The sequence below is a fragment of the Anaerosolibacter sp. genome (assembly GCF_029240175.1).
Classification (GTDB): domain Bacteria; phylum Bacillota; class Clostridia; order Peptostreptococcales; family Thermotaleaceae; genus Anaerosolibacter.
This window is the reverse complement of record NZ_JARBTM010000019.1, coordinates 1-24,077: the sequence shown is the minus strand read 5'-3', so window position 1 is coordinate 24,077 and position 24,077 is coordinate 1. Positions and strand designations below refer to the sequence as shown.

26 protein-coding genes and 2 other annotated features are annotated in these 24,077 nt (G+C 37.9%); of the genes, 20 read left to right on the top strand and 6 right to left on the bottom strand.

Annotation, left to right across the window (positions count from 1 at the left end; all coding sequences use genetic code 11):
• The first annotated feature begins 106 nt into the window (after window positions 1-106).
• Window positions 107-289 (top strand): hypothetical protein, encoded by a 183-nt coding sequence (locus K0R93_RS14265; RefSeq protein ID WP_300302582.1) that lies wholly within the window; start codon window positions 107-109, stop codon window positions 287-289.
• A 281-nt stretch (window positions 290-570) separates the two neighbouring features.
• Here the strand turns inward: K0R93_RS14265 and K0R93_RS14260 are convergent, their stop codons facing one another.
• Complete coding sequence (locus K0R93_RS14260) at window positions 571-783, bottom strand: hypothetical protein (protein WP_300302580.1); 213 nt, start codon at window positions 781-783, stop codon at window positions 571-573.
• Between the two features lie 380 nt (window positions 784-1,163).
• Complete coding sequence (locus K0R93_RS14255) at window positions 1,164-1,907, bottom strand: ABC transporter substrate-binding protein (protein ID WP_330685172.1); 744 nt, start codon at window positions 1,905-1,907, stop codon at window positions 1,164-1,166.
• A gap of 215 nt (window positions 1,908-2,122) precedes the next feature.
• On the opposite strand from K0R93_RS14255, the gene K0R93_RS14250 reads away from it, so the two are divergent.
• The 14 genes from K0R93_RS14250 (at window position 2,123) to K0R93_RS14185 (ending at window position 15,191) form a co-directional block, all read left to right on the top strand.
• Window positions 2,123-2,938: a ZIP family metal transporter gene (locus tag K0R93_RS14250; RefSeq protein WP_330685171.1), complete on the top strand. Its 816-nt coding sequence runs from the start codon at window positions 2,123-2,125 to the stop codon at window positions 2,936-2,938.
• 236 nt (window positions 2,939-3,174) lie between these two features.
• Window positions 3,175-4,548: a VanW family protein gene (locus K0R93_RS14245; RefSeq protein WP_300302578.1), complete on the top strand. Its 1,374-nt coding sequence runs from the start codon at window positions 3,175-3,177 to the stop codon at window positions 4,546-4,548.
• A gap of 204 nt (window positions 4,549-4,752) precedes the next feature.
• Window positions 4,753-5,175 carry a PspC domain-containing protein gene (locus tag K0R93_RS14240; RefSeq protein WP_300302576.1) on the top strand — a complete coding sequence of 141 codons (423 nt, stop codon included), beginning with the start codon at window positions 4,753-4,755 and terminating at the stop codon, window positions 5,173-5,175.
• Window positions 5,144-6,058: a LiaI-LiaF-like domain-containing protein gene (locus K0R93_RS14235; protein ID WP_300302574.1), complete on the top strand. Its 915-nt coding sequence runs from the start codon at window positions 5,144-5,146 to the stop codon at window positions 6,056-6,058. Before K0R93_RS14240 ends, K0R93_RS14235 begins: the two co-directional genes overlap by 32 nt.
• 140 nt (window positions 6,059-6,198) lie before the next feature.
• On the top strand, window positions 6,199-6,339 hold the full coding sequence (locus K0R93_RS14230) for a hypothetical protein (protein ID WP_300302572.1): 141 nt from the start codon (window positions 6,199-6,201) through the stop codon (window positions 6,337-6,339).
• Window positions 6,340-6,961: 622 nt separating this feature from the next.
• Window positions 6,962-7,327, top strand: coding sequence for a hypothetical protein (locus K0R93_RS14225; RefSeq protein ID WP_300302570.1), 366 nt, complete (start codon window positions 6,962-6,964; stop codon window positions 7,325-7,327).
• Entirely contained in the window at window positions 7,320-7,805 is a 486-nt protein-coding gene (locus K0R93_RS14220; protein ID WP_300302568.1) for a flavin reductase family protein, read from the top strand. The genes K0R93_RS14225 and K0R93_RS14220 overlap by 8 nt, the downstream gene beginning before the upstream one ends.
• A gap of 242 nt (window positions 7,806-8,047) precedes the next feature.
• A complete protein-coding gene (locus K0R93_RS14215) occupies window positions 8,048-8,722 on the top strand; it encodes a hypothetical protein (protein WP_300302566.1) in 675 nt (224 codons plus the stop codon).
• Between the two features lie 20 nt (window positions 8,723-8,742).
• Entirely contained in the window at window positions 8,743-9,462 is a 720-nt protein-coding gene (locus K0R93_RS14210; protein WP_300302565.1) for a PRC-barrel domain-containing protein, read from the top strand.
• Window positions 9,463-9,625: 163 nt separating this feature from the next.
• Entirely contained in the window at window positions 9,626-10,150 is a 525-nt protein-coding gene (gene pgsA, locus K0R93_RS14205; RefSeq protein WP_300302564.1) for a CDP-diacylglycerol--glycerol-3-phosphate 3-phosphatidyltransferase, read from the top strand.
• A 230-nt stretch (window positions 10,151-10,380) separates the two neighbouring features.
• Window positions 10,381-10,603 (top strand) — a binding site (T-box leader).
• Window positions 10,604-10,650: 47 nt separating this feature from the next.
• Window positions 10,651-10,848, top strand: coding sequence for a hypothetical protein (locus K0R93_RS14200; protein WP_300302562.1), 198 nt, complete (start codon window positions 10,651-10,653; stop codon window positions 10,846-10,848).
• Window positions 10,849-10,878: 30 nt separating this feature from the next.
• Window positions 10,879-13,536: a valine--tRNA ligase gene (locus K0R93_RS14195; RefSeq protein WP_300302559.1), complete on the top strand. Its 2,658-nt coding sequence runs from the start codon at window positions 10,879-10,881 to the stop codon at window positions 13,534-13,536.
• A 61-nt stretch (window positions 13,537-13,597) separates the two neighbouring features.
• Window positions 13,598-14,896 carry a bifunctional folylpolyglutamate synthase/dihydrofolate synthase gene (locus tag K0R93_RS14190; protein ID WP_300302557.1) on the top strand — a complete coding sequence of 433 codons (1,299 nt, stop codon included), beginning with the start codon at window positions 13,598-13,600 and terminating at the stop codon, window positions 14,894-14,896.
• 88 nt (window positions 14,897-14,984) lie between these two features.
• Window positions 14,985-15,191, top strand: coding sequence for a hypothetical protein (locus K0R93_RS14185; RefSeq protein ID WP_300302555.1), 207 nt, complete (start codon window positions 14,985-14,987; stop codon window positions 15,189-15,191).
• A gap of 45 nt (window positions 15,192-15,236) precedes the next feature.
• Here the strand turns inward: K0R93_RS14185 and K0R93_RS14180 are convergent, their stop codons facing one another.
• Window positions 15,237-15,488 carry a TIGR03905 family TSCPD domain-containing protein gene (locus K0R93_RS14180; RefSeq protein WP_300302553.1) on the bottom strand — a complete coding sequence of 84 codons (252 nt, stop codon included), beginning with the start codon at window positions 15,486-15,488 and terminating at the stop codon, window positions 15,237-15,239.
• Between the two features lie 156 nt (window positions 15,489-15,644).
• On the opposite strand from K0R93_RS14180, the gene K0R93_RS14175 reads away from it, so the two are divergent.
• On the top strand, window positions 15,645-16,589 hold the full coding sequence (locus tag K0R93_RS14175; protein WP_300302551.1) for a YVTN family beta-propeller repeat protein: 945 nt from the start codon (window positions 15,645-15,647) through the stop codon (window positions 16,587-16,589).
• A 32-nt stretch (window positions 16,590-16,621) separates the two neighbouring features.
• On the opposite strand, the gene K0R93_RS14170 is transcribed toward K0R93_RS14175, so the two are convergent.
• Together K0R93_RS14170 and K0R93_RS14165 are read right to left on the bottom strand one after the other, a co-directional pair.
• Window positions 16,622-17,149: a DUF4364 family protein gene (locus tag K0R93_RS14170; RefSeq protein ID WP_300302549.1), complete on the bottom strand. Its 528-nt coding sequence runs from the start codon at window positions 17,147-17,149 to the stop codon at window positions 16,622-16,624.
• Between the two features lie 133 nt (window positions 17,150-17,282).
• Window positions 17,283-17,498, bottom strand: coding sequence for an alpha/beta-type small acid-soluble spore protein (locus K0R93_RS14165; RefSeq protein ID WP_300302547.1), 216 nt, complete (start codon window positions 17,496-17,498; stop codon window positions 17,283-17,285).
• 232 nt (window positions 17,499-17,730) lie between these two features.
• On the opposite strand from K0R93_RS14165, the gene K0R93_RS14160 reads away from it, so the two are divergent.
• Entirely contained in the window at window positions 17,731-18,420 is a 690-nt protein-coding gene (locus K0R93_RS14160) for a 4Fe-4S double cluster binding domain-containing protein (RefSeq protein WP_300302545.1), read from the top strand.
• Window positions 18,421-18,945: 525 nt separating this feature from the next.
• A complete protein-coding gene (locus K0R93_RS14155; protein WP_300302543.1) occupies window positions 18,946-20,046 on the top strand; it encodes a polysaccharide deacetylase family protein in 1,101 nt (366 codons plus the stop codon).
• A gap of 17 nt (window positions 20,047-20,063) precedes the next feature.
• On the opposite strand, the gene K0R93_RS14150 is transcribed toward K0R93_RS14155, so the two are convergent.
• Window positions 20,064-20,993, bottom strand: coding sequence for a Na/Pi cotransporter family protein (locus K0R93_RS14150; RefSeq protein ID WP_300302541.1), 930 nt, complete (start codon window positions 20,991-20,993; stop codon window positions 20,064-20,066).
• Window positions 20,994-21,144: 151 nt separating this feature from the next.
• Here K0R93_RS14150 and K0R93_RS14145 point away from each other — a divergent pair, with 151 nt between their 5' ends.
• Together K0R93_RS14145 and K0R93_RS14140 are read left to right on the top strand one after the other, a co-directional pair.
• Window positions 21,145-21,915, top strand: coding sequence for a polysaccharide deacetylase family protein (locus K0R93_RS14145; RefSeq protein ID WP_300302539.1), 771 nt, complete (start codon window positions 21,145-21,147; stop codon window positions 21,913-21,915).
• Between the two features lie 134 nt (window positions 21,916-22,049).
• Window positions 22,050-22,261, top strand: a binding site (T-box leader).
• Between the two features lie 83 nt (window positions 22,262-22,344).
• Window positions 22,345-23,841: a sodium-dependent transporter gene (locus K0R93_RS14140; protein ID WP_300302538.1), complete on the top strand. Its 1,497-nt coding sequence runs from the start codon at window positions 22,345-22,347 to the stop codon at window positions 23,839-23,841.
• Window positions 23,842-24,077: the final 236 nt, after the last annotated feature.

Sequence of the window (24,077 nt, the reverse complement as noted above, 5' to 3'; positions counted from 1 at the left end):
AATTTTCATGCATCAAACGTAATGAAGCATTGATTATTTTAATCAACTTATTAATAGTACATCCCGGTACTTTCATAGGATATAGAAATAGAAGGGGGGCATATTCGTGAAAGTAATTGTTCATATGGAAAATTCGGAGTACGTAGCGCAGCTTTTTTCTGAACAGATTTTTTACATGCTGAGGAATAGAATAAGCGAATATGCAAGAGACAACAACCTCTCTGACGCAGAGCAGGTGGAGATGTATCAACATTTGATAAATCATTTAGAAAAAGGGTCAAGCCAATGAAAATAAGAGTGCTTAGGCACTCTTTAATTATAGAATTTGTGGATTCAATGAGTATTTAGTTACATTTCTCATAACAATAGACCAAGTAGTGATACAAAAAACCAATGGACCAAGGAAGTGGGTGTAGCTGAGTATTTATCGTGGATGATGCTGCCTTTCTGCCGCTAAAAAGCAGCAAAGTCCAATTGAAAGAATTGATGAAATAGAATTTTATTGAAGTTGTGACGTAATGAAGCTAGGGTGTGTGGCTAATATAAGATTTTGCTATGCTTTAAGAAATATTATTTAAGAATGCTTGAAGATACGAGAATACCTGTAGCTATAAACATGATACTAACCACATATAATGCTATGACCGTGGCAGTATCTCCTAAAAGCTTGCGTAGTAATTTTGTATTTAAGAAGTCCCAGAAAAAGCTATATCTTTTATATGTTATAAATCCAAGGAAAAAACCGATTAAAGTAAGCATTATACCAGATATTACATGATCCATATTGGCCCTCCAAAGTTCATTTATTTTTATAATATGCTAAAGAGCAAAGATATTCCAAATAAAAAGTAGAAATTGAGTCTGACACAGCATGAATGCTTCATACAACACCAAGGCATTAACCGAAAAAAGGGTCTACATTACTTGTTTTTTCTCATGTACAATATATAGCACCAAAATAGAGTGAAAAGCACTAATGTAGGGATAAATACACCCATGTGATAATCACGCTCCTTTATTATTATTAGGAATATATTACCATTAATTGTATTATATATCAAATTTCAATAATAAATCGAGAAAATCTAGTAATAGTACCATGAAATAAGAAAATACAACATTATTTTTATGCCATGTCTTAAAAATGTATTTTACGAATAGTACTACATAGTATTATAAATAGCATTTGTAAACTTCTGAATCACTTCTGGGTTCTTCTCAATATAGCTTTTCTTTGCTGAGTAGCAGGTGTATGGGATATACCCAGCTTCTGCACCGATGGATGCCACGATATAACCTTTACCTTCTTTCTCAAGAGAGGCAGCTACCGGCTCAAACAATGTAACGAAATCTCCTTCACCACCTGTGAAGGCTCCAGCCATCACTGCAAATTGTATGTCTGTTCGAACATTTGCATCTTTTACAGGATCTATGCCATGTTGCCTGAGAACATATTCAAAGGTCATTTCAGGCATGCCGCCTTTTCTACCGCCAATAATATTTTTGCCTCTTAAGTCTTCAAAACTAAAGTTAGGCATAGGCTCCCTTGCTACGAGGAAAGAACCATCTCTTTGGGTAAGTTGGGCGAAATTCACTGCATAGTCATCTTTGCCTTGATTGTACACATAAACAGAAGCTTCAGGGCCCATAAAACCGATTTCTACTTGATCAGATAATAGTGCAGTCATTACTTTGTCAGCACCTTGCCCGTTAATTAGCTCAACCTCAAGGCCCTCTTCCCCAAAGAACCCTTCTGAGATCGCCACATATTGAGGCGCATAGAATACAGAGTGGGTTACCTCTGATAGTCTAACCTTGATCAATTCCTTCTCGCCACAGCCTGTGAGTGCAACAGACAGAAGCATCACCAAGGTTAACAGTAAAGCAATTGCTTTAAAGTTTTTCACAAAAAATCCCTCCAATAACATAGATTTAGAATTTGGGTATATAGTGCCATTATATTCAGGAAAAAAATAATGGTTACTTAATCCCACGGGAATCCCCCCATGCCAAAAAACCATTGTACCACAGTAATTTCAGGTGACCATATTTTTTGGTACGGCATATGATGGGATTGAGGAATGATTCGTTAGCTAAGGCTAACTTCAGGGGAGGCGATTATTTGATTGTAGAATGGTTTGTTCAACTGGACCCTATATACCAAGCTTTCTTAGCAACTTGCTTCACTTGGTTCGTTACCGCATTAGGAGCTGCAGTTGTTTTTGTATTTAAGACTGTAAATCGTAAGGTATTAGATGCGATGTTAGGGTTTGCTGCAGGGGTAATGATCGCAGCAAGCTTTTGGTCGTTACTGGCTCCTGCCATTGAAATGGCAGAAGAGTCTGGTGGGGCGCCGTGGATTCCTGCTGTTACTGGCTTTTTATTGGGAGGAATATTCCTTCGCATTGTAGATAAATTTCTACCCCACCTGCATCCTGGATTTCCAAAGGAAGAAAGCGAAGGAATCCAGACTAGCTGGCATCGAAGTATTTTATTGGTTTTGGCCATAACTCTTCATAACATACCTGAGGGATTGGCTGTAGGCGTAGCATTTGGTGCTTTGAAAGCAGGACTTCCTTCTGCATCCTTAGCAGGTGCTATTGCGCTGGCTGTAGGGATTGGACTACAAAACTTTCCAGAAGGAACTTCCGTATCTGTTCCTCTAAGAAGGGAGGGCTTTTCACGATGGAAAAGCTTTTGGTATGGCCAAATGTCGGGGATGGTAGAACCCATAGCGGGTGTTATTGGAGCAGCTGCAGTCATAATAATGAAGCCAATTTTACCCTATGCATTATCCTTTGCAGCCGGGGCTATGATCTTTGTGGTTGTAGAAGAATTGATACCTGAGTCTCAGATGGAGAAAAATACAGATATCGCTACCATGGGCGCCATGCTTGGTTTTGCTGTAATGATGACACTGGATGTGGCATTAGGATAGAGAAAATCTGATAATTAAAGAAGATCCTTGGGTTTGCCAAGGATCTTCTTTAATTATCAGATCATGGGTATTATTGGTTTATATTCAAATAAGAGGAGCAGATATCTCTGAAACTTTTCATAAATTAATCAGTCTAATACATAAGGAACAGGATACAACCCCTTTAATAATCGGTATATGGACTTATTTATTGAGTAAAAGCAAACACAGATTGAATTCTCCTGGAGGTGAAACCTATGAAAAAGATATTAAAGCTAAAGCTTTTTATTACTTTAAGTATCGTCATTATATTGGCAATGCCCGTTGTAACATTTGGTATGAACAGTGTTGGAAAGATATATAGGGTTCTCCCGCAAAATGTGATGGTGAATGATATATCCATTGGAAAAAAAGACATTGATGAAGTTCAAGAGGTTTTGGATGAAATTGAAAGAGAAATGATGGATAAAAAAATTGTTTTTATATTTGAAAATGGCAATACAACGTATACACATGAATATGAATTAAGTATGTTGGGATATGGAACCAATAAATTAGACATACTGAATGAAATCAGAGAGATCCTTGAGAATAAGGGGACATGGCTTGAAAAGGTTACTTTATATAACGAAATCAATAAACAAGGGAAAGCCTATAGCATAGAGTATACAAAAAACGAAGAACAATTTGTGGAATCACTAAGTTACTTTGATCAAATAGCGTTGAGTGAGCCACGAAATGCTTACTATGCATACGAAAACGGAACGGTTGTTATCAAAGGAGGAGAGTCTGGATATAAATTCGATAAAGAGAAGCTATTTCCCATAATAGATCCTTCTTCCATCGAAAAAGATATTACCCTGGAGATGCCATTAAAAGAAATCCTACCAGCGATACCAAAGAGTCAGTTAGAACTGGGCGGTGTAAAACAACGTGTGTCTGTTTTCAGTACCACCTTTGACCCAAAGAATCGGACAAGAACAAACAATTTAAAACAAGCTGTAAGTACGATTGATGGAACCGTATTGCTGCCAGGACAAGTCTTTTCTTTTAATCAGATTGTAGGCAAAAGAACAATCGAAAATGGCTACCAAGAGGCTGGAATTTATGTGAATGGTCAAGTCTCAACTGGATTAGGCGGAGGAATATGCCAAGTATCAACTACATTATACAATGCGGTATTGTTATTAGATCTAGAGATTCAAGAAAGACATAACCATAGTCTTACAGTTCCCTACGTACCTTTAAGCCGTGATGCTGCTGTATCTTGGGGAACGAAGGATTTCAAATTTGTAAATAACACGCCCTACAACATTTTTATTCATGGTGAAGTGAGAGGAAATCAAGTCGTTTTTGAATTATTCAGTACAGATGATAATAAAGAAGTAAAGCTAATCTCTCAAACAATTTCCACAGTTCCAGCGCCTATCAAAGAAATTGTCGACGAAACAATGTTTATCGGCGAAAAAAAAGTAATAGATCCAGGTCATGTGGGATATCAGTCAAAGCTTATAAAAGAGGTATATGAGAGTGGTAAGGTAGTGGAAGTGAAGACAATGAATATTGACAGATATATGAGTTCACCCAAAATTGTTAATGTAGGGGTCAAACAATCAGAAATAAACGAGTAACACATACAAATCGGGCGGGGAAACCCCGCCCCTATTGATGAACACAGATTCTTACGGGCAGGGTAATCCTGCCCGTTATTTAAATTATCTTCTAAACAATTAATTATCAGCATACTTTTATGATTTTTCTCCGTACTATATTATGAAAGAAACTTATACGAATACGCCCACCCGGGCTTGTGAAAGGAAGAAAGGGGAAGTAAAATGTCAAAACAATTATATCGCTCAAAACATAATCGTGTCATTAGCGGCGTATGCGGTGGTATTGCTGAATATTTAGATTTAGATCCAACCCTTATCAGATTATTGTGGGTTCTTATCACAATTCCAGGAGGTATTGGCTTTATTGCATATATTGTCAGTATCATTATCATTCCTGAAAATCCACAGCAAATAGGCGTATCGAGTCATACACAAGAAAAAACATTTATTGTCCACGGAGAGAATCGTACACCGGAGGAAATAAGCCATAAAAATAGAATGTTGGCTGGAACTATACTGATCGTTTTAGGATTGTTCTTTTTTTCAAAGCAATTTTTTCACTGGTTAGATATAGGCAGACTATGGCCGCTTTTATTAATTGGAGGCGGTATCTATGTCATCTATAGAGGGAAGGGAGAGAAATAAGGTGAAAAATAAGAATATAGGCGCAGGGATTATACTGATCCTATTAGGTATATTCTGGATGCTTGAAAATCTAGGGTTTATCACTTGGTCTTTATGGGATGGAATCAATGATTTATGGCCCTTAGTTTTTGTAATCATCGGCGTGAATATAATATTTAAAAAGAATGCTTTTGTGCCTATGATTACATGGATATTATTTTTTCTCATATTGATAGGCTATGGATTCTTCCAAGGGCAAAGATTAGGGCAATTGTCACCCATAAATGGTGGGAATGTTCAGATAACCAAAGAAACTGGCGCCAGTAGAGGTGTATTAGATTTGGATTTTGGTGCTGGTAATGTATTTATCGGAAATACAAAGGAATTTCTAGTGGATGCCAACGTTCCCAATGCGTATATACAGAATAAGGTGAGCCACCGTGATGGAGGAAAGACTGTGGATGTGCAGTTCAAAGAAAAAAAACATAGATTTATAATCCAAAGAAAAGATAGGGATTACCACTTTCGCCTAAATGAAGATATGTTATGGGATATAGATATGGACATGGGTGCAGCCAATGGGACAGTTGATTTTAGTCAGCTAAATGTTAAGGATATTGACATCGATGCAGGAGCGGTGGATTTGGAATTGGTTTTTGGTAATATAATTGAAATGGCAAATGTGAAAATAGATGCAGGGGCTGCAAACATTAACATGACGATTCCAGACACGGTAGGGGTGAAGGTAAAACTGGATGGGGCACTAAAGGACAGCAACTTAAAGGAACTAGGATGGAACAACCAAGAGGGGGTCTATCTTTCACCCAACTATGAAGATGCGGAAAAGAAAATAAATATAGATATGGATATGGGTGCAGGAAGTTTAGATGTGCATATACAATAAGCGCTATAAAAACTGCATTTAAAAATGCGAAAAATGTAAAAAAATCAAAAATCATCAATGAATAAGGTATATTTTCTCTTTCACTGGCGTATAATCTACTAATGTTGATTAACGTTAGAAATACAGTGAGGGGGAAAAAAATGGAAGAAAAACAACTTGCGGATATCATTGAGAGATTTATCAGCTTATGTGATGATCTGCTGATAAACGGAAGAATCTCTGAAGCCGAGTATACTGAAATGACTAGTAGGAAAAAGGAATTCTTAAAATCTATCGCATAATCTTTTTAATCCACTGTAAAAATGACAGTGGATTTACTTTTTAAATACGCTCTTTTGCCTTTATTTTGATGAAAACATAAAGTAATGAGAAATAAGAAAAAAGAAAAAAATGCTGATGCAGAAAAAAAGCAGGGAAATAGAAATTTCGTAAAGAAATATGGAGTGATAGATCAATGATATGGATAATAGGGAAATCCATAATAAAATCATCATTTGAAGCCATGGGAGCATATGTTGGTGAGTCAGGAGCGTGGATACTGCCTTAAAGATGAGGTAGAATAGGAGAACGAAGCCTGTAATAGCCATTACTATACCGCCAATGGCATGGTTTGCTAAGAGATAGATAAAGAAGGTATTCTTTTTTTCGGTTACAACATCAAACCAAACCAAGTAATCCAATGAAAGGAGAATATGACTATAATAGATACAACAAACTCCTAGGGGGTAGAGCAATAAGCTGCGTCCGATAGCATAGAGATTCATCATATTATTCACTCCTCACTGATGACGATGGATAAAATTTAGCTGCTATGGTAAAAAATATGCCTAAATGGCAAGAATAATGAATATAACTATAGCACACTAAGAGAAATATCGTCTAAAGCAGGAGGTAGAGCATCAAGTGGATAATTATAATATTAAAGTTGATGATGGTAAATATAAGTATGGTTATGTAAGAGGCAGTGTAGGAGATTTTTATTGGTATGCATTGGTCCACAGAAGTGAGATTGAGCATGGGATCAATCCCATGAATCTGCAGACCGGCAATGGGAGAATTTCGAGGCTATGTGTATATAAGGAATTTGGAGAGGAAAAGCCAAATCGATATCTACCGCCTACCAGTGTGAAGCGTTACATCTATGCCAACTACAAAAGAGAGTGGGATGTATTGAATAGTAATTATGTGGGCATGGTGAAACAATTGGTAGATTACTTGGAGAGAAGATATTCACTTCGTTTAGTAAGAGGAGGTTCAAAAGATGAATGACGATCAGATTAAAAAAGGACTTCGGAAAATTGTAAATCCTGTGGGGTTGGTTGTTGCAAAAACTGATGAGAAAAGAGATGCAACTACAGTTGCATGGATATCAAAGGTTTCTAATCAGCCGCCCTTGATTATGGTTAGTATTGCTCCAGAAAGGTATATTCACCCATTGATTCAGGAAACAGGGGAGTTTGTCCTAGCACTGCTTTCTGAAGATCAAGATGGTTTGGCCCTTTCTTGCGGCACAAAGACAGCTTATACAATAGACAAGTTCGATGATATGGATATCATGACGAAGGAAGCTCAGTTGGTGAAGGGTTTTCATATTAAAGGTGCTGTCGCTAACCTCGAATGCCGTGTAAAGGATAGCCTTACAGCAGGGGATCATACCCTTTTTATAGCGGAGGTGCTGGCCGCTGATTATGATGATGCTAAAAAGCCTTTGATCATGTCGGATAAAATGGGAACCACAGATTATTAAAACAAGTCATAGGACCTATGGCTTGTTTTTTTATGGGCACAAGGACTCATATTTCATGAATTGGCAGATAATCAAAGGAATTTGTTGTATTATGTAGAAATGAACAGTGATAATGTGAGAAATCTGTCTAAAAAGGAGGGTTAATAAATGGGATAGTGTTGTTTATTGCTGTAGTAAATGTATTGCTTTATTTTTCATATGACAAAATCTTTTTCAGAATGGGAATCAGCAAAAAATTGTTTATGAATAGCACATTATTAGGTACGACTACCGGATTTACATTTCCCTTTCTTGCAATCTATTACAATTTCAAAAATGTTACAATTCTATATACTATAGTAATCGTTACTGCTGTATTTATGCTAAACAGTAGGCATTCTATATTGGTGCCCGAAGGAATGGGCAATTTAGCATCGAAGCCGTCCTTGTTCCAAGAACGTGTAATGTTGCCGCCCCCTATAGAATTATTGACTGAACTTCAGTATGCATCTATCATTGAATCACCATCGTTGGTGGAAGAAGTTTTAGAAATTCCTCAGATTCAAGATGAGGATATGGCGCTGTTCGGAGAATATTTCGATTCCCTCTATATGGAAGAAATCAATCAGGAACAGGTTGAGGATGTTTCAAGCATAGAACAAGTAGTATCTGTAGCTGTTGTAGATCCTTATGAACAAGCCATTATATTCAAAAAAGAAGGGAATTACATAAAGGCATTGGAAGGATTTATGACATTGCTAAAGGGCGCTGCTACATTTGATCAAGAATATATCAGCTGTATAAATATTGCAGCTATTTACAAAGAAATCGGCCAATCTAAGCAGGCGGAAAATGTGTTGTATTGCTTTGTACAGCAGCATAGAGAAGTGATGCAGAGTCAGCAAATAGAAGAAATTGCAAACATTTTGAAAAGCTAGGATATAAGGGGGAAAAGGAAGTGAAGAGCTTAAAAGAAATCATTCATTTGCCAATTATCAGTGTATTTGAGGGCAAAGAGGTTGGTAAAATTAAGGATGTTGTCATTGAACCGAAGAATGGCAGATTAGAATATTTTCTTGTGGATGACCAGTCAATGTTTAATGTAAAGGTTGTACCTATGAGCAAAATAATGGGTGTTGGCGATGAAGCGCTGATGATTGAAACATCTGATTTGGTTGTTGATGCCCAAAAGGATCAAAAAGTGGTGGAGCTTTTAGGCAAAAACGTTGCTGTCGTCAATTCTAAAATTTTCACCAAAAAGGGGAAGAACCTTGGATTGATTACTGAAATCTTCATCGATGATGAAGATGGAAGAATATTGGGTTGTGAAATTAGCAAAGATGGGGATAAGAAGTTTATATCCTCCGAATCCATTATTACCTTTGGAAAAGAAGTGACCATCGCGGAACATGATATCCATGATAAACTGATGGCCTCCATAGAGGAGGTTTTAAAAGGCAGTAAAGCAGAGGAATCAGCATGGGAACAAAATTCAGAAGATACAGCAGAGGCCATTGAAAGAAAACAGAAAGAGTATTTGTTAGGTCGAGAAGTGGTGAAGACGATCCTTGATGGTGAGGTGCTCATCGCTTACGAAGGCCAGATTGTTACCGAAGAAGTAATAAACGCTGCTGAAGAGGCAGGAAAATTTATGGAGTTAACAATAAGCGTGCAATAATCAAAAAAACTATCCTCTCAGGGATAGTTTTTTTCTTGGCTTTGTATTAAATTTTTCATAACAAGGCATGATAGAATAGAGGAATTTTAGGCACAATCGTAAATTCTGGTGTATAATAATAATATAGGTAAAATATGTAAGATAGGCAAGAAAGGGGTGGCAGATGAATATAGCAAATTTATTGACCTTTATTCGTTTTCTATTGATTCCTGCTTTTATATATGTTTTGTATGGAAATGGACAAGGAAATATAATGGCAGCCACCGGAATTTTTTTGTTTGCAGGGTTTACAGATGTATTAGATGGATATATCGCTCGAAGATATAATATGATTACTAAATGGGGTCAGGCGATGGATCCTTTGGCAGACAAACTGATGCAGTTAACGGTACTGTTTGCCTTTACGGATAAAGGAATTCTTCCCCTGTGGGTCATTGTTGTGATTGGGATGAAAGAATTGTTTATGATCCTTGGTGCATTGATACTCTATTATTATGGAGACAAAGTGGTTATACCAGCCAATCATTACGGCAAAATGGCAACGGTAATGATGTATGTAGCAATATTGGCTGTGGTATTCCATCTTCCCTTTGCTATTTATATCATGGTTTTGGCAGTTTGTTTTACCCTATTGGCCTTCTATAATTATTTATCAAGCTTTAGGCAGATGCATAGGATTAGGAGTTAGAAGTTAGAGGTTTTCATGTCTATCTGTTGAGCTTTTAGAAGTTTTAGACCTATTAGACTGACCTTGATACATCTAACGTCTAACTTCTAACCAAATAGGAATCAAACCCTTATAGTTTAATATCTTAAATCAAAAGAAAACGATATTATCACATATCAATACATGAAATATCACTAACCATCTTGACTTTTGAAGTACATCATATATAATAGTGGGAAATAAGGATTTTATCAATGACGTTGATGAAGAGGAGTAGATTATATACTACCTTTAGAGAGAGGAATTCATGGGCTGAAAGGTTCCTTAGGTAAGTGTAGTCGAAGGTAGCTTCTGAGTTGCTGAACTGAGAAACGTTTGATTAGGTTCAGCCGGGTAATCCCGTTATAGATCATCAAAGCGCCAGAGTTTATTCTGGAATTAAGGTGGTACCGCGAGTAACCCTTCGTCCTTAAATTGAGGATTGAAGGGTTTTTTTATTTTGTTCCATTGAGGTGAAGGATATGTTTATTGTGGGATTGATATTGCTATTGGTGGGCGCGTGTTTGGTATATGGCAGCAAACTGATCACAAGACTTGTCCCTGGCAGGGGACAGAATCAGGAAATAAAAATTAAACTGATTGGCCTTACTTGTGCAGTGATAGGTGCGATAATTCTTTTTAGAAATGATATTCCAATCTATTTACGTGGACAAGAATAATTTTTAAAATTTGACAAAGGGAGTGTTTTTATGGAAATCAGAAACTTGGACAAAACCTATAGTCCCCAAGATTTTGAAAAAAGAATTTATGAAGAATGGATGGAAAGAGGCTATTTTAAAGCAGAGGCAAATGAGAATAAGAAGCCATTTACCATCGTGTTGCCGCCACCGAATATCACGGGTCAGCTCCATATGGGTCATGCCCTAGACCACAGTTTACAGGATATTCTCATTCGTTGGAAGAGAATGCAGGGTTATGAGGCACTATGGCTGCCTGGTACAGATCATGCCAGTATTGCCACGGAGGTAAAGGTAGTAGAAAAGATCCAGGAAGAGGAAGGCTTGAGTAAGCAAGATTTAGGCAGAGAAGAATTCTTAAAGCGTGCATGGGCATGGAAAGAAGAATACGGCGGCAGAATCGTAGATCAGATGAAGAAACTTGGAAATTCCTGTGATTGGTCCAGGGAAAGATTCACCATGGACGAAGGCTGCAGTAAAGCAGTTATGGAAGTATTCATTAAGCTTTATGAGAAAGGATATATCTACAGAGGAAATCGCTTAATTAACTGGTGTCCAGATTGCATGACTTCCCTCTCTGATGCAGAGGTAGAACATGAAGAGAAGCAAGGGCATTTTTGGCATATTAAATACCCAGTAAAGGATTCAGATGAATATATTGAAATTGCAACAACAAGACCGGAAACAATGTTGGGAGATACAGCGGTTGCCGTTCACCCAGAGGATGAAAGATATGGTCACCTTATTGGAAGAACTTTGATATTACCGATTGTAAATCGTGAAATACCTGTTATTGCTGATGAATATGTAGACAAGGAATTTGGTACGGGGGCTGTAAAGATCACACCAGCCCATGACCCAAATGACTTCGAAGTAGGATTAAGACATAACCTACCGCAGATCACTGTGATGCATGGAAATGCTACCATGAATGAGCATGCCGGAAAATATGAGGGCATGGATCGTTATGCATGTAGAAAGGCATTGGTACAGGATTTAGAAGACCAAGGATTCCTAATGCAAGTGAAAGAGCATCAGCACAATGTAGGAATTTGTTACCGTTGTGATACTGTTGTTGAGCCAAGGCTGTCTGATCAGTGGTTTGTTAAGATGGAAGAACTGGCGAAACCAGCCATCGAAGTGATTCATAATGGTCGATTAAAGTTTGTCCCAGACCGTTTCAGTAAAATATACCTTCATTGGTTAGAAAATATCAAGGATTGGTGTATTTCTCGACAGCTGTGGTGGGGACACAGAATTCCTGCATATTACTGTCAAGATTGTGGGGAACTTATGGTATCGAGGGAAATGCCTGAAAACTGCCATAAATGTCAAGGTAAGACATTCAAGCAGGATGAAGATGTATTGGACACTTGGTTTAGTTCAGCCCTATGGCCTTTCTCAACCCTAGGATGGCCGGATGAAACGCAGGATCTCAAGTATTTCTATCCTACCGATGTATTGGTAACTGGATATGATATCATTTTCTTCTGGGTTGTAAGGATGGTATTCTCAGGATTAGAGCAAATGGAAGATATTCCGTTTAAATATGTCTTTGTTCATGGGCTTGTTCGAGATGGACAGGGGAGAAAAATGAGTAAATCCTTGGGTAATGGAATCGATCCATTAGACATTATTGATCAATATGGGGCAGATGCGTTACGGTTTACCTTAGCTACAGGAAATTCCCCGGGAAATGATATGCGTTTTTACATGGAAAGAGTAGAGGCCAGCAGAAATTTTGCCAACAAGCTATGGAATGCAACACGATTTGTATTGATGAACTTAAATGAAGAAGGACTCAGCATGGAGGAAAGCAAGCCCCATTTTACCTTGGCAGATCAGTGGATTTTATCCAGAATGAATACCGTAACCAGGGAAATAACGGAGAATCTTGATAAATTTGAGTTGGGAATGGCTGTTCAGAAAGTCTATGACTTTATTTGGAGTGAATACTGTGACTGGTATATTGAGCTAGTAAAGCCAAGGCTTTATGGGCAAGAGATAAATACAAGAAGAGCAGCCTTATATACCTTAACTTATGTATTAGAGAATATATTAAAGCTGTTGCATCCTTTTATGCCATTTATCACGGAGGAAATATGGCAGCATCTTCCGACTACAAAGGAAGAGAGTGTCATGATTGCGGCATGGCCTCAATATACAGGAGAGTTAAACTTCCCTGGAGAAGTACAAAACATGGAAATTATTATGGAGGCGATTCGAAGCATTCGTAATATTCGTTCAGAGATGAATGTTATTCCTTCTAGAAAAGCAAGGGTAATTGCAGTGGCATCTGGTGAAGCTTTTGAGGCCTTATCTAAAGGGAAAGAGTATTTTATTACCTTGGCCAGTGCATCTGATGTTGTGATTTTGAATGAGAAGAAGGATATCCCAGAAGATGCCATATCAGCAGTAACAAAGGGTGCAGAAATCTTTTTACCGTTAGATGACCTTGTAGACTTTGAAAAGGAAATTGAAAGACTGGAAAAAGAGAAGACAAAGCTTGAAGGAGAGCTGAAGCGGGTAAGTGGAAAACTCTCTAACCAAGGGTTCTTGGCAAAAGCACCCCAAGAGGTAATCCAAGAGGAAACAGAAAAGCAAAGGAACTATCAGAACATGATGGAAAAGGTAGTGGAGAGATTAGAACAACTGAAAAAGAAAATATAGTAAAAATAGCCGGGTCTAAGACCCGGCTGTTCTAAATAGGGAAAAGCGGAGGAAAAAGAGGATGAACTATGAACAGGCATTGGATTACATCCACAGCATCTATAAATTTGGGAGCAAGCTTGGGTTAGACAATATAAACTATCTTCTTCAACTCATGGGGAATCCCCAGCAAGGATTAAAGGTAATCCATGTTGCGGGTACCAATGGAAAAGGCTCCACATGCGCTTACATCCGTAGTGTACTGGCGGAACAAGGATTTAGAGTGGGCTTGTATACATCTCCATATCTTGAGGAGTTCACAGAGCGAATACAAATCAATGGTGTAAATATTCCCAAGGAAAATCTGGCAGAAATAACCACCTTTGTAAAAGAAAAGGTTGAGCTGATGCTGTCCCATGGAAAAAACCACCCCACAGAGTTTGAGGTGGTGACGGCCATCGGCTTTGAATATTTTAAACGACAAAAAATCGATTATCTGGTATTAGAAGTTGGGCTTGGCGGCAGGGGTGATTCTACCAATGTTATCGATGCTCCTTTGGTGTCTGTCATTACGCCGATCGCCTATGACCACATGGATTACTTAGGGGATACCCTAGGGAAAATCGCATTTGAAAAAGCAGGCATTATCAAGGCCAATTGCCCTGTAGTTACCTATCTTCAAAAAGATGAGGCCATGGAGGTTATTGAAGAGGTGTCCAGGGCAGTTAATGCTCCCTTAAACATAGCACCAATTAAGCAGATTGAACTGGTTTCCTATGATGATTCAGGTCAGTGTTTTCATGGATTTTATGGAAATGAAAAAATAGAGAATTTAAAAATTTCTATGTTAGGTGAACATCAAATTGAAAATGCTGCGGTTGCTTTAACTGCATTAAATATTTTAGCATCGGTTCATCAAATTCCCATTTCTAAAAAAGCTTTATATGATGGATTTATGAATGCGAAATGGCCGGGAAGACTTGAAATCATTACAAGGAATCCTACGACGATTATTGATGGTGCCCACAATGTCCACGGCATGCAAGCCTTAACAAAGACTATTAAAAAACTATATACTGAAAAATCAATGACCTTGGTGATCGGTATTTTGGGGGATAAGGATGTGGAAGGAATGCTGGGAGAAATTGTCCCTTTAGCAAACCGCATCATTCTAACAAAGCCAAATAATCCTAGGGCGATGGCGTTAGATAAATTGGCAGAAATGATTGGGGTTTATGGAAAGACAGCCAAGAAGTCCATAAGTATTTTCCATGCAATACAAGAAGCTTTAGATTGCTCAACACCAGATGATTTGATTGTTTTTTGCGGGTCTCTGTATATGATTGGTGATGTACGCAGTATTTTAAAAGAGAAGAAATAGCGTAGGTATCTTGGACTTGAAATAAACAATAGTAATCATAATTTATCCCTTGCAGAATATAATAGAAATAGGAAGCGGGGGAGAAATCATGAAGATACTGGCTTTTAGGCCCTATAAAAAACTGAGGGATTATGATTTGCTTATTGAAATTCACAATACTTTTGATTTTATGCGTGCTCAGGATGCATATAGTGATGAAACGCTGCAACGGTGTAGTCAATTAATCCGTGAAGCTAAATTTAGAGGTATAAGCTGTTCCAAAGAAAATCTATATCATAGAATATTATATAAATAAGGTACCGATCCAGATCGGTACCTTATTTATATGAATCCTTTTCTTCTATGCAATCTCTTTTTTCATGAGCATCAATGCCTTTGCCAGCTGGTCTGGGCAGGATGTGTTTTTTCCACCGCAGGTAATCCCTTGTAATTTTTCGATAGCTGTATCAACATCCATACCAGAAATCAGCTTGCTGATTCCTTGAAGGCTGCCAGGACATCCTGCGTAAAATTTCACTTCTTTCAAAACAGACGCTTCTACGTGGAACTCAATTTCTTTTGAACAAACACCCGTTGTCTTATAGATATACATGATAATCCTCCTGTTTTCCCTTATGTAGTTCATTCAATATATTAATACAACAGGACATAAAGGTCAATAAAAACAATTCACAACAACAAGCCTTAAGCATACTATGATATAAAGTGACAAAAACAGGAAGGCGCAACTTTGCTATGGGGTGATGGGATGGTAATGGGTTTTGAAAATATCGTTTTTGTAAGCAATATGGGAGAAGACACCATATCGATTGTAGATTTGAATGATATGAAGGAGCAAAATAAGATTTACCTCAATCATGGACGTTATTTCAGAACAATCAAAAAACCGATACTAGGGCCCCACCACATTACCATTGATTATAATAATAAGTATTTGTACACAACAAATACCCATGCGGGAGCCATTAGTATCATTGATTTGATTCTTAACAGAGTGGTTGACGAGATTTATGTAGGCAGTTGTCCAACCCATATGGAGATTTGTAAAAAAAATAAAAGCATGTATGTATCAAATGCGGATTCCAATTCTATATCGGTCATTGACTTGGAAAGCAGAGTGTTGCAGGCACAGATTCCCGTGGGCGGCATGCCCCATGATGTAAAGCTGAGTCGTGACGGACAGAGAATCTATGTTACCAATCTAGATAGCAATGCTTTGACTGTGATTGATACGGAATCTAATGATATTGAAAAATCTATTCGTGTAAATCTAAATCCGTATCATCTTATTCTTAATGATAAGGGAAATCTCCTATTTATCGTAAATACGAGCTTTTCAGCCATAGAAGGTGGAAGTGTCACCATTTTTGATACCCATTATATGAGGATTGTGGAGCGGATTCGATTGGGCAGGATGCCCATGGAGGGGGTATTGGATGAGGGAGAAAAGCATTTATTTATTACAGATGCAGATCTCAATGCGGTACACATATTGAGAATTGAAGATCGGAAATTAGTGGGCAGGATTAATGTTGGTCGAATGCCCAACAGCATTATGAAGGATCGGCATAATCAGTATATCCTTGTTTCAAATATTCAAGATAATACCCTGACAGTAATAGATATGAGGCAATGGAAGGTAATAGAAACAATTACAACAGGCATAGAGCCCGGTGGTATTCTTTGCATATAAAACCCTTTATTTCTTTTCGAAATAAAGGGTTTTCATTGGATCAAAAGGTTGATAATCTCACCATATAGGCTAGGCGCTTCATTTTTCCATTTCTCACAAAGCTGTTTTGCATGTTTGTTTGTAACGACGCTTAATTTTAAGTCAATCAGGGTAATATCACTCTCTACCACTTTCAGATCAACAATATATTCATTTTCTTTTCTTTTTGTATACTCTGCAGTTATTTGCATTTCTTTTAAAAGCATTTGTTTCTTCAAGTCTACAGACTTTTGAATGGATACAACCATATCTGAAGACAGACGATCTTTAAAATAATGAAGGGTATTCTTTCCTTTTTCAGTTAGAAGATAAAAATACTGATTATTGCTTGCACTATATTCTAGCATATGGGAGGAAACGAGCTCGCCTAAGTACTGCTGAAGGGAAAAATAATTTATATAGTCTTTTTCCATGACGAATTCAGTGATCTGGGTATTGGTAAGAGGAATACTAAACTCATGGAGAATATGCAACAGAATCAGCTTTTGCTCGGCTTGCTGTTGTGTGTTGTTGGAGAACATCATTTCACCTACTTTTGCATGTATCAAATATATTTGCTTAATATAATAAATTATAGCATAGAATGACCTAGAAAAGTGTACAAAAAACGAAAAGGAGAAAGAATGATTTCTTTCTCCTTTTCGTTTTGTATGATTAGAATTGTTTACCTGCCATACTTCTTTCAGCAGTTTCAATTAATCTTTTAACCATATATCCACCAACATAACCATTTTGTCTTGAAGTTAAGCTTCCTTTGTCAGTTGTAGCATAATTAGAAAGTCCTAGTTCTCCAGCAATCTCTAATTTCATTTGATCTAACGCAGCTCTTGCTTCCGGAACAACTACTCTATTTCTGTTACTGTTTGCCATGAATTATCCCTCCTAAGTTGTCTTATATTGTGTTGGTTTGCACAACACCTTTCGATGTTGTACTATTAATTTAACCAGGAAAGAAATTAAATATGTTAGCACTTTGTGTTAGAGCGTATAATTATTGGAAAAAATACATATAACTATAATTTTCCTTATTATTAGCTATTAAAAACAAGAAACACGAGGTAAAATAGATAGTGAAATATAATGAAGAAAGTATGGGGTATAAATGGATAAAGATATTATTCTAAAAAATAAGATTGTAGAATGGGGTGCTTCTAAGGTCGGTTATGGAGACCTAGAAGATCTATTGCCCGTTGAATACAAGCATTTGAAAACTGGGATATCTATAGGGATACGATTATCGGATGAAGTTATCAGCCAAATTGATTCAACGCCTACCCACACTTATTTTCATCACTATAGGAGTGTAAATGCATTGATCGACCATATTTGTTTAAGGATCACGATGCAGCTGCAAGAATGGGGTTACTTGGCTATGGCCATTGCCGCATCCCAATCAGTAAATAAAGAGGGTAATTATTATCAGGGCATTTTCCAGCATAGAACGGCAGCTACCAGAGCAGGACTGGGATGGATCGGGAAAAATGGATGCTTGGTTACAGAGGAATTTGGTCCCAGAGTTAGACTGGGCACTGTATTAACAAATATGAATGTACCCTATGCCATGCCTATCACAGCATCAAGATGCGGTGCATGTAAAAAATGTGTACAAGCCTGCCCTGCCCTAGCTTTGCGTGGGAAACTTTGGGAGCCTGGAATAGCGCGGGCTGAGATTGTAGATCCTAGAGCTTGCAGTGCCCATATGCATCAGCATTACCAGCATATCGGCAGAGGTTCTGTGTGTGGAATTTGCATCAAAACATGTCCTAAAGGACAACAAGTGCTAAAAAGATAGGGTAGAAATTTCTACCCTATGTTAGCTTGCGATTCATTTTGATTTTGACATCTTTTCTTGTTCCATGTTGATGGACACTTTCCAATTGAGCATGTTGGGATTTTGCTTCCCTATGATAATGTCTTTCTTCAACCTTGAAAGTTCTTCTGCCAAACTCTGTTCGTTCGCCTTTTACAGTGGTGAATTGACTTCTATTTAAAGGGGTTCACCCCTTTATGTCTAATATTTGGAGGGTTACAGCGAAGCGTCATAGGGAACTATTAGTTCCCTGTGAAGAACAAAAGCATTTCCTTAGATTTTAGAGCATGAAATGCTTTTGTTCAAGAATATTGTTATCACAATACTCATTATTATTGTAGCCTGCTGAGGCAAAAATATGTTGAGATTTCCACAGTTTCACGATTCAAAATATGTAAATACAGAGAGTTTTAGAGAAGGAAACTATTGGTAAAATTCGTCGACTGGAAAATGGGACAAGGCTGATATATAATTGACATATAGATAGAATAAGAGGGGGACATTATTTTGGCTAGAAATAAAAAAATCATTGCACTAGCGATTGCATCTATGATACTTACAGCTGGATGTAACAGTTCAGCATCTCAGAATCCAGCACCTACGACTGAAAAACCAGGAGCTAAGTCTGAAACAAGCCAAGAAGAGATGAAAGAAGCACCGGTAGTCGAAAAAAAGGAAATTGATTTACAAGCAGTTAAGCCCAATGAAGCCGGACAGATTATGGTATTGATGTACCACAATATTTCAGAGCCTGAGGCTGAGTGGACAAGGACGCCGGATAATTTTCGAAAAGATTTACAGGTGCTGTATGATAAAGGATATAGACCCATTAGCTTAAAGGATTATGTTGCAGGAAATATCACAATAGAGGCAGGATATACACCGGTTGTCTTAACATTTGATGATGGATGGCAAAATAATTTTAGCTTGATTCAAGACAGTAAGGGTGAGTGGGTCGTTGACCCTAACAGTGCCGTAGGAATACTAGAAAAATTCCATAATGAGCACCCGGATTTCCCACTGGAAGCAACCTTCTTTGTGAATGACAACGTTCCATTTGGTCAAAAAGAACATCTAACCTATAAGTTAAAATATATTGTAGAGAAGGGAATGGATGTTGGAAATCATACGGCTACCCATGTGGATTTTACCAAAGCTGATCCTGATAGAATGCAAAAGGAGCTGGCGGGTATTGTAAAAATGCTGGGTACACATCTGCCTGACTATGAGGTGAATACTTTAGCCCTTCCCTTTGGTTCTAGACCAAAGGATAAGAGTCTATATACTTATTTAGAGCAAGGTGTCCATGAAGGCATAAACTATAAGAATATTGCTATTCTGAATGTAGGATGGGATCCAGATAAATCTCCGTACCACAAAGATTTTAATCCGCTGGCAATCCATAGGATTCGTGGAAGTGAGCTGGAGAAATACGTACAGAACGTGGGGATGTACAACTGGCTGGAACAGTTTGAAAAGGGAAGTCGAACGCGATTCATATCCGATGGAGACCCTGACGTTGTAACAGTGCCAGAGAATTTTAAGGAAGCCTTAGAGGCATCAAAGGTAGGAGATCGTGAAGTAAAAACATATATATTAGAAAAATAATAAGATAGCCATTCTGGCTATCTTATTATTTTTTGGGAAATCCATACCATATGGCGAATAAATGGAATTAATATTAAGGTGTTTAGGATATTGAAAACTGTATGGGCATTGGCAATCTGCCGTACAGGATTCAAGGGTGTCAGCTGGGAAATGAACTGGGCAAATGGATCTAAAAATGGATATAAAAGGACCACACCAAGGATATTGAAGAACAAGTGGATAATGGCAGCTCTTTTTCCATTTTTATCCACAGCAAAAGATGCTATGATTGTAGTGATACAGGTACCTATATTTTGTCCCAGTAGGATGGGCAGGGCTTGGGTAAGATTGATCAGGCCTTGGAAACCCATGCTTTGAAGGATGGCAACACCAGTACTGCTGCTCTGAATAATGGCTGTTGTGAATAACCCTACCAGCACCCCTTTAAAGCTGTGATCTTCGATGGAGAGCATCAGCTGCTGAAAGCTGGGTACATGCTTTAATGGATCCATGGAATTGCTCATGATTTCAATACCAATAAACAATAAGCAAAACCCTATGGTGAATTTTCCTAACTGCTTCATGGCAGGATGAAAATTTAAATAATAAAGCAAAACACCAATAAAAAGCAAATGAGGAACGAACGCATAAAAGTTAAAGCTTATGAGCTGGGCGGTAAAGGTAGAACCAATATTAGCACCCATGATCACAGCAGTGGCTTGATATAGGTTCATCACGCCACTGTTTACTAAACTTACGACCATCACCGTGGTACCACTGCTGCTATGGGTGATCGCAGTAACGATGCTGCCTACCAAAATACCCATAATAGGGTTGGTGGTAAGCATGGAAATCCACTTTTTAAATTGATAATCGGCCGCTCTACTGACAGCTTTGGACATGACAATAATTGCAATAAAAAAGATGGTCAAACCTGCGATAAGACCCAATAACATTGAAATCAGCATAAGATATCCCCCTAAATTTATCTTTCATACTATATGTATCGCTAGAGCGAAAATCCTATGCTAAAAGTAGAAAATAATTTCATGCATATAACATAAAAGCTGGAATAAATTTAGTATAGAAACCATAGTTGCCAACAAAGGGGGAGTAGGAATGAGAATATTTGTAGTAAATAAAAAGATAGCCTTGGTTTTTATCGCAATCATCTTATTTACAGGAGCAGCATTGATACATTCAGGAGAGTTTGGCAATAAGCTGTTGGCCGTCTTTAATCGAGATAAAGTTTTGCCTATTTATTGTGTGGATACGGAGGAGAAAAAGGTTGCAATTAGCTTCGATGCAGCATGGGGCGATCAATATACAGATGGAATTTTAGATATTCTCGACAAGTATAATGTAAAAACTACCTTTTTCTTGGTTGGTTTCTGGGTTGATAAATATCCCGATGCAGTGAAAAAAATCAGTGAGAGGGGCCACGAGGTAGAAAATCATTCGACGACCCATCCCCATATGTCGAAGCTTACAGAAGAACAAATCGCGACGGAATTAAATACTACCGGGGATAAGATTGAAAAAATAACAGGGAAAAAACCGACATTGTTCAGACCTCCTTTTGGAGATTACAACAATAGACTCATAGAGACAGGAAAAGCAAATGGTTATTATACAATTCAGTGGGATGTGGATTCTTTAGATTGGAAGGAATTAGGAGCTCAGCCGGTTGTAGATCGGGTTACGAGAAATGTCAAGAAAGGTTCTATCGTATTATTCCATAACAATGCAAAATATGTTCTGGAATATCTTCCCCTTGTAATTGAAAGGCTACAGAAGCAAGGGTATGAGATTGTACCTATTTCCCAGCTGATTATAAAAGAGGAATACTATATTGATCATACTGGCATGCAGAAAAAAATGCCAAAGTAAGGATACGATCAATGAATATTAACGTCCAATCAAAGCGATCAGGTGCAAAATATTATTTTTTTACATAAAAAATAAACTTTAGAATTGACCGAAATGTAATTTTTATATATGATATTGTATAAACATAAATATATGGAATTGCAGAGAAAGAGAAAAGTAGAAAAGTCATGTTTTACAGAGAGTAAGTCATTGGTGAGAGACTTGCAAACCAGCTTTTTGAAACCCGCTCTGGAGCAGGTGGTGAATAAGCCACACGGAACTCATCCCGTTACGAAGAGACAAGATGAATCAAATGTGCACAGTTGATTTAATTAGGGTGGTACCGCGGGTAACTCTCGTCCCTTTCAGGGATGAGGGTTTTTTTGTATTTGTAAAGGGAAAGATTATAATCTAGATGAAAATATTACACAATGTAAAGGAGGAACTCAGATGTCAGGAAAAAATGAACAGTGGGGAAGCCGGTGGGGATTTATCGCAGCATCCATTGGTATGGCCATAGGAACAGGTAACGTTTGGAGATTTCCAAGGGTTGCAGCAGCCAATGGCGGAGGCCCATTTATTATCGCTTGGACAATTGCTTTGTTTGTATGGTCCATACCGCTTCTCATGGGAGAGATGGTTATGGGAAGAAGAACAGGTCTTGGTACGATTGGAGCATTTCGGGACTATGTAGGGAAGAAGTATACTTGGATGGGTACCTGGATTGCTGCCGTATGTCTATTAATCATGTTCTATTATTCAGTAATTATGGGCTGGTGTGTAAAATACTTTACTTTATCGCTTACTGGTGCATTCAGTAGTCCTGTAACCACTGAAGTCACAGAAAATATTTGGAAGACGTTTACTACTGCACCATCTCAAACCATATTCTTTCACTTTGTATCCATGTCGATTGCAGGATTTATTATCTATAGAGGTGTAACTTCAGGTATAGAGAAGGCATCTAAAATTATGATACCGACGCTGTTTGCACTTATTCTTTTAATGGCAGCAAGAACTTTAACCTTGCCGGGGGCAGAAAAAGGATTGGAGTATCTATTTAGTCCTAAGTTCCATATGTTAGCGAATCCTAAAATTTGGCTTGAAGCCTTTACCCAAGCTGCATGGTCTACTGGGGCGGGGTGGGGATTTATTATCACTTATGCGGTCTATACTAAGAAAAGGGAAGATGTGGCAGGGAACTGTATGATCATGGGCTTTAGTGACAATGTAGGGGCTCTCATCTGTGGAATGACAGTTTTGCCAGCGATTTTTGCTCTTTCTGGTAGTACAGAAGCAGCACAACAGGCGCTATCTGCGGGAAATACGGGTATTACCTTTATCTATTTGGCTCAATTGTTTACAACGATGCCATTTGGCTCAATATTGGCTTCAATATTCTTCCTAGCCATGTCTATTGCAGCCTTAACATCTTTACTCCCAATGGTAGAAGTTGGTGTAAGAAACCTTATGGATGCAGGAATAGATCGAAAAAAAGCAACGCTGATTGTGATTATTGCGGGATTCCTCCTAGGAATACCATCGGCATATAGTTTGAACTTTAATGATAATCAAGACTGGGTCTGGGGGGTAGGCTTGCTCTTTAGTGGATTATTTGTATCTATTGCCCTTATGAAAAATGGCTTGGAAAAGATTAGAAATAATGATATTAACACGCCATGGTCAGATTTTAGAATTAATAAATGGTGGACGATCAGTATATCCTTGTTCCCTGTGTTCGTGATTACCATTATCGGATGGTGGTTATGGCAAGCCATCACATGGTATCCAGACAATTGGTGGAATCCAATGGAAGTATTCAGTGTAGGAACCATCGCATTACAATTTGCGATTCTCCTCGCCGTTGCATTCCTGACAAACAACTGGCTTGCAAATAAAATTGGTCAAGGGCGAGACATCATGGCTTCTGAAGAAGACATGGAATAAAGGAGGTAAGGAAATGTCTACAACTTCGATTATTATGATGACAATTACCTTAGGTTTTTATGGAGGTGGGTTTTTATACCTTCTAAATAGAGCGTTTCATTCCAAAAAATAATATATAAAGATAGCGGACTGATAAAGGCAATGTCATTAAGTTTAGCTTGATGATTGCAAGTACGGCTCCAGAAAAAGGTTGTGAATGCATTTTATTCACTGCCTTTTTCATTTTTTTGTATTAC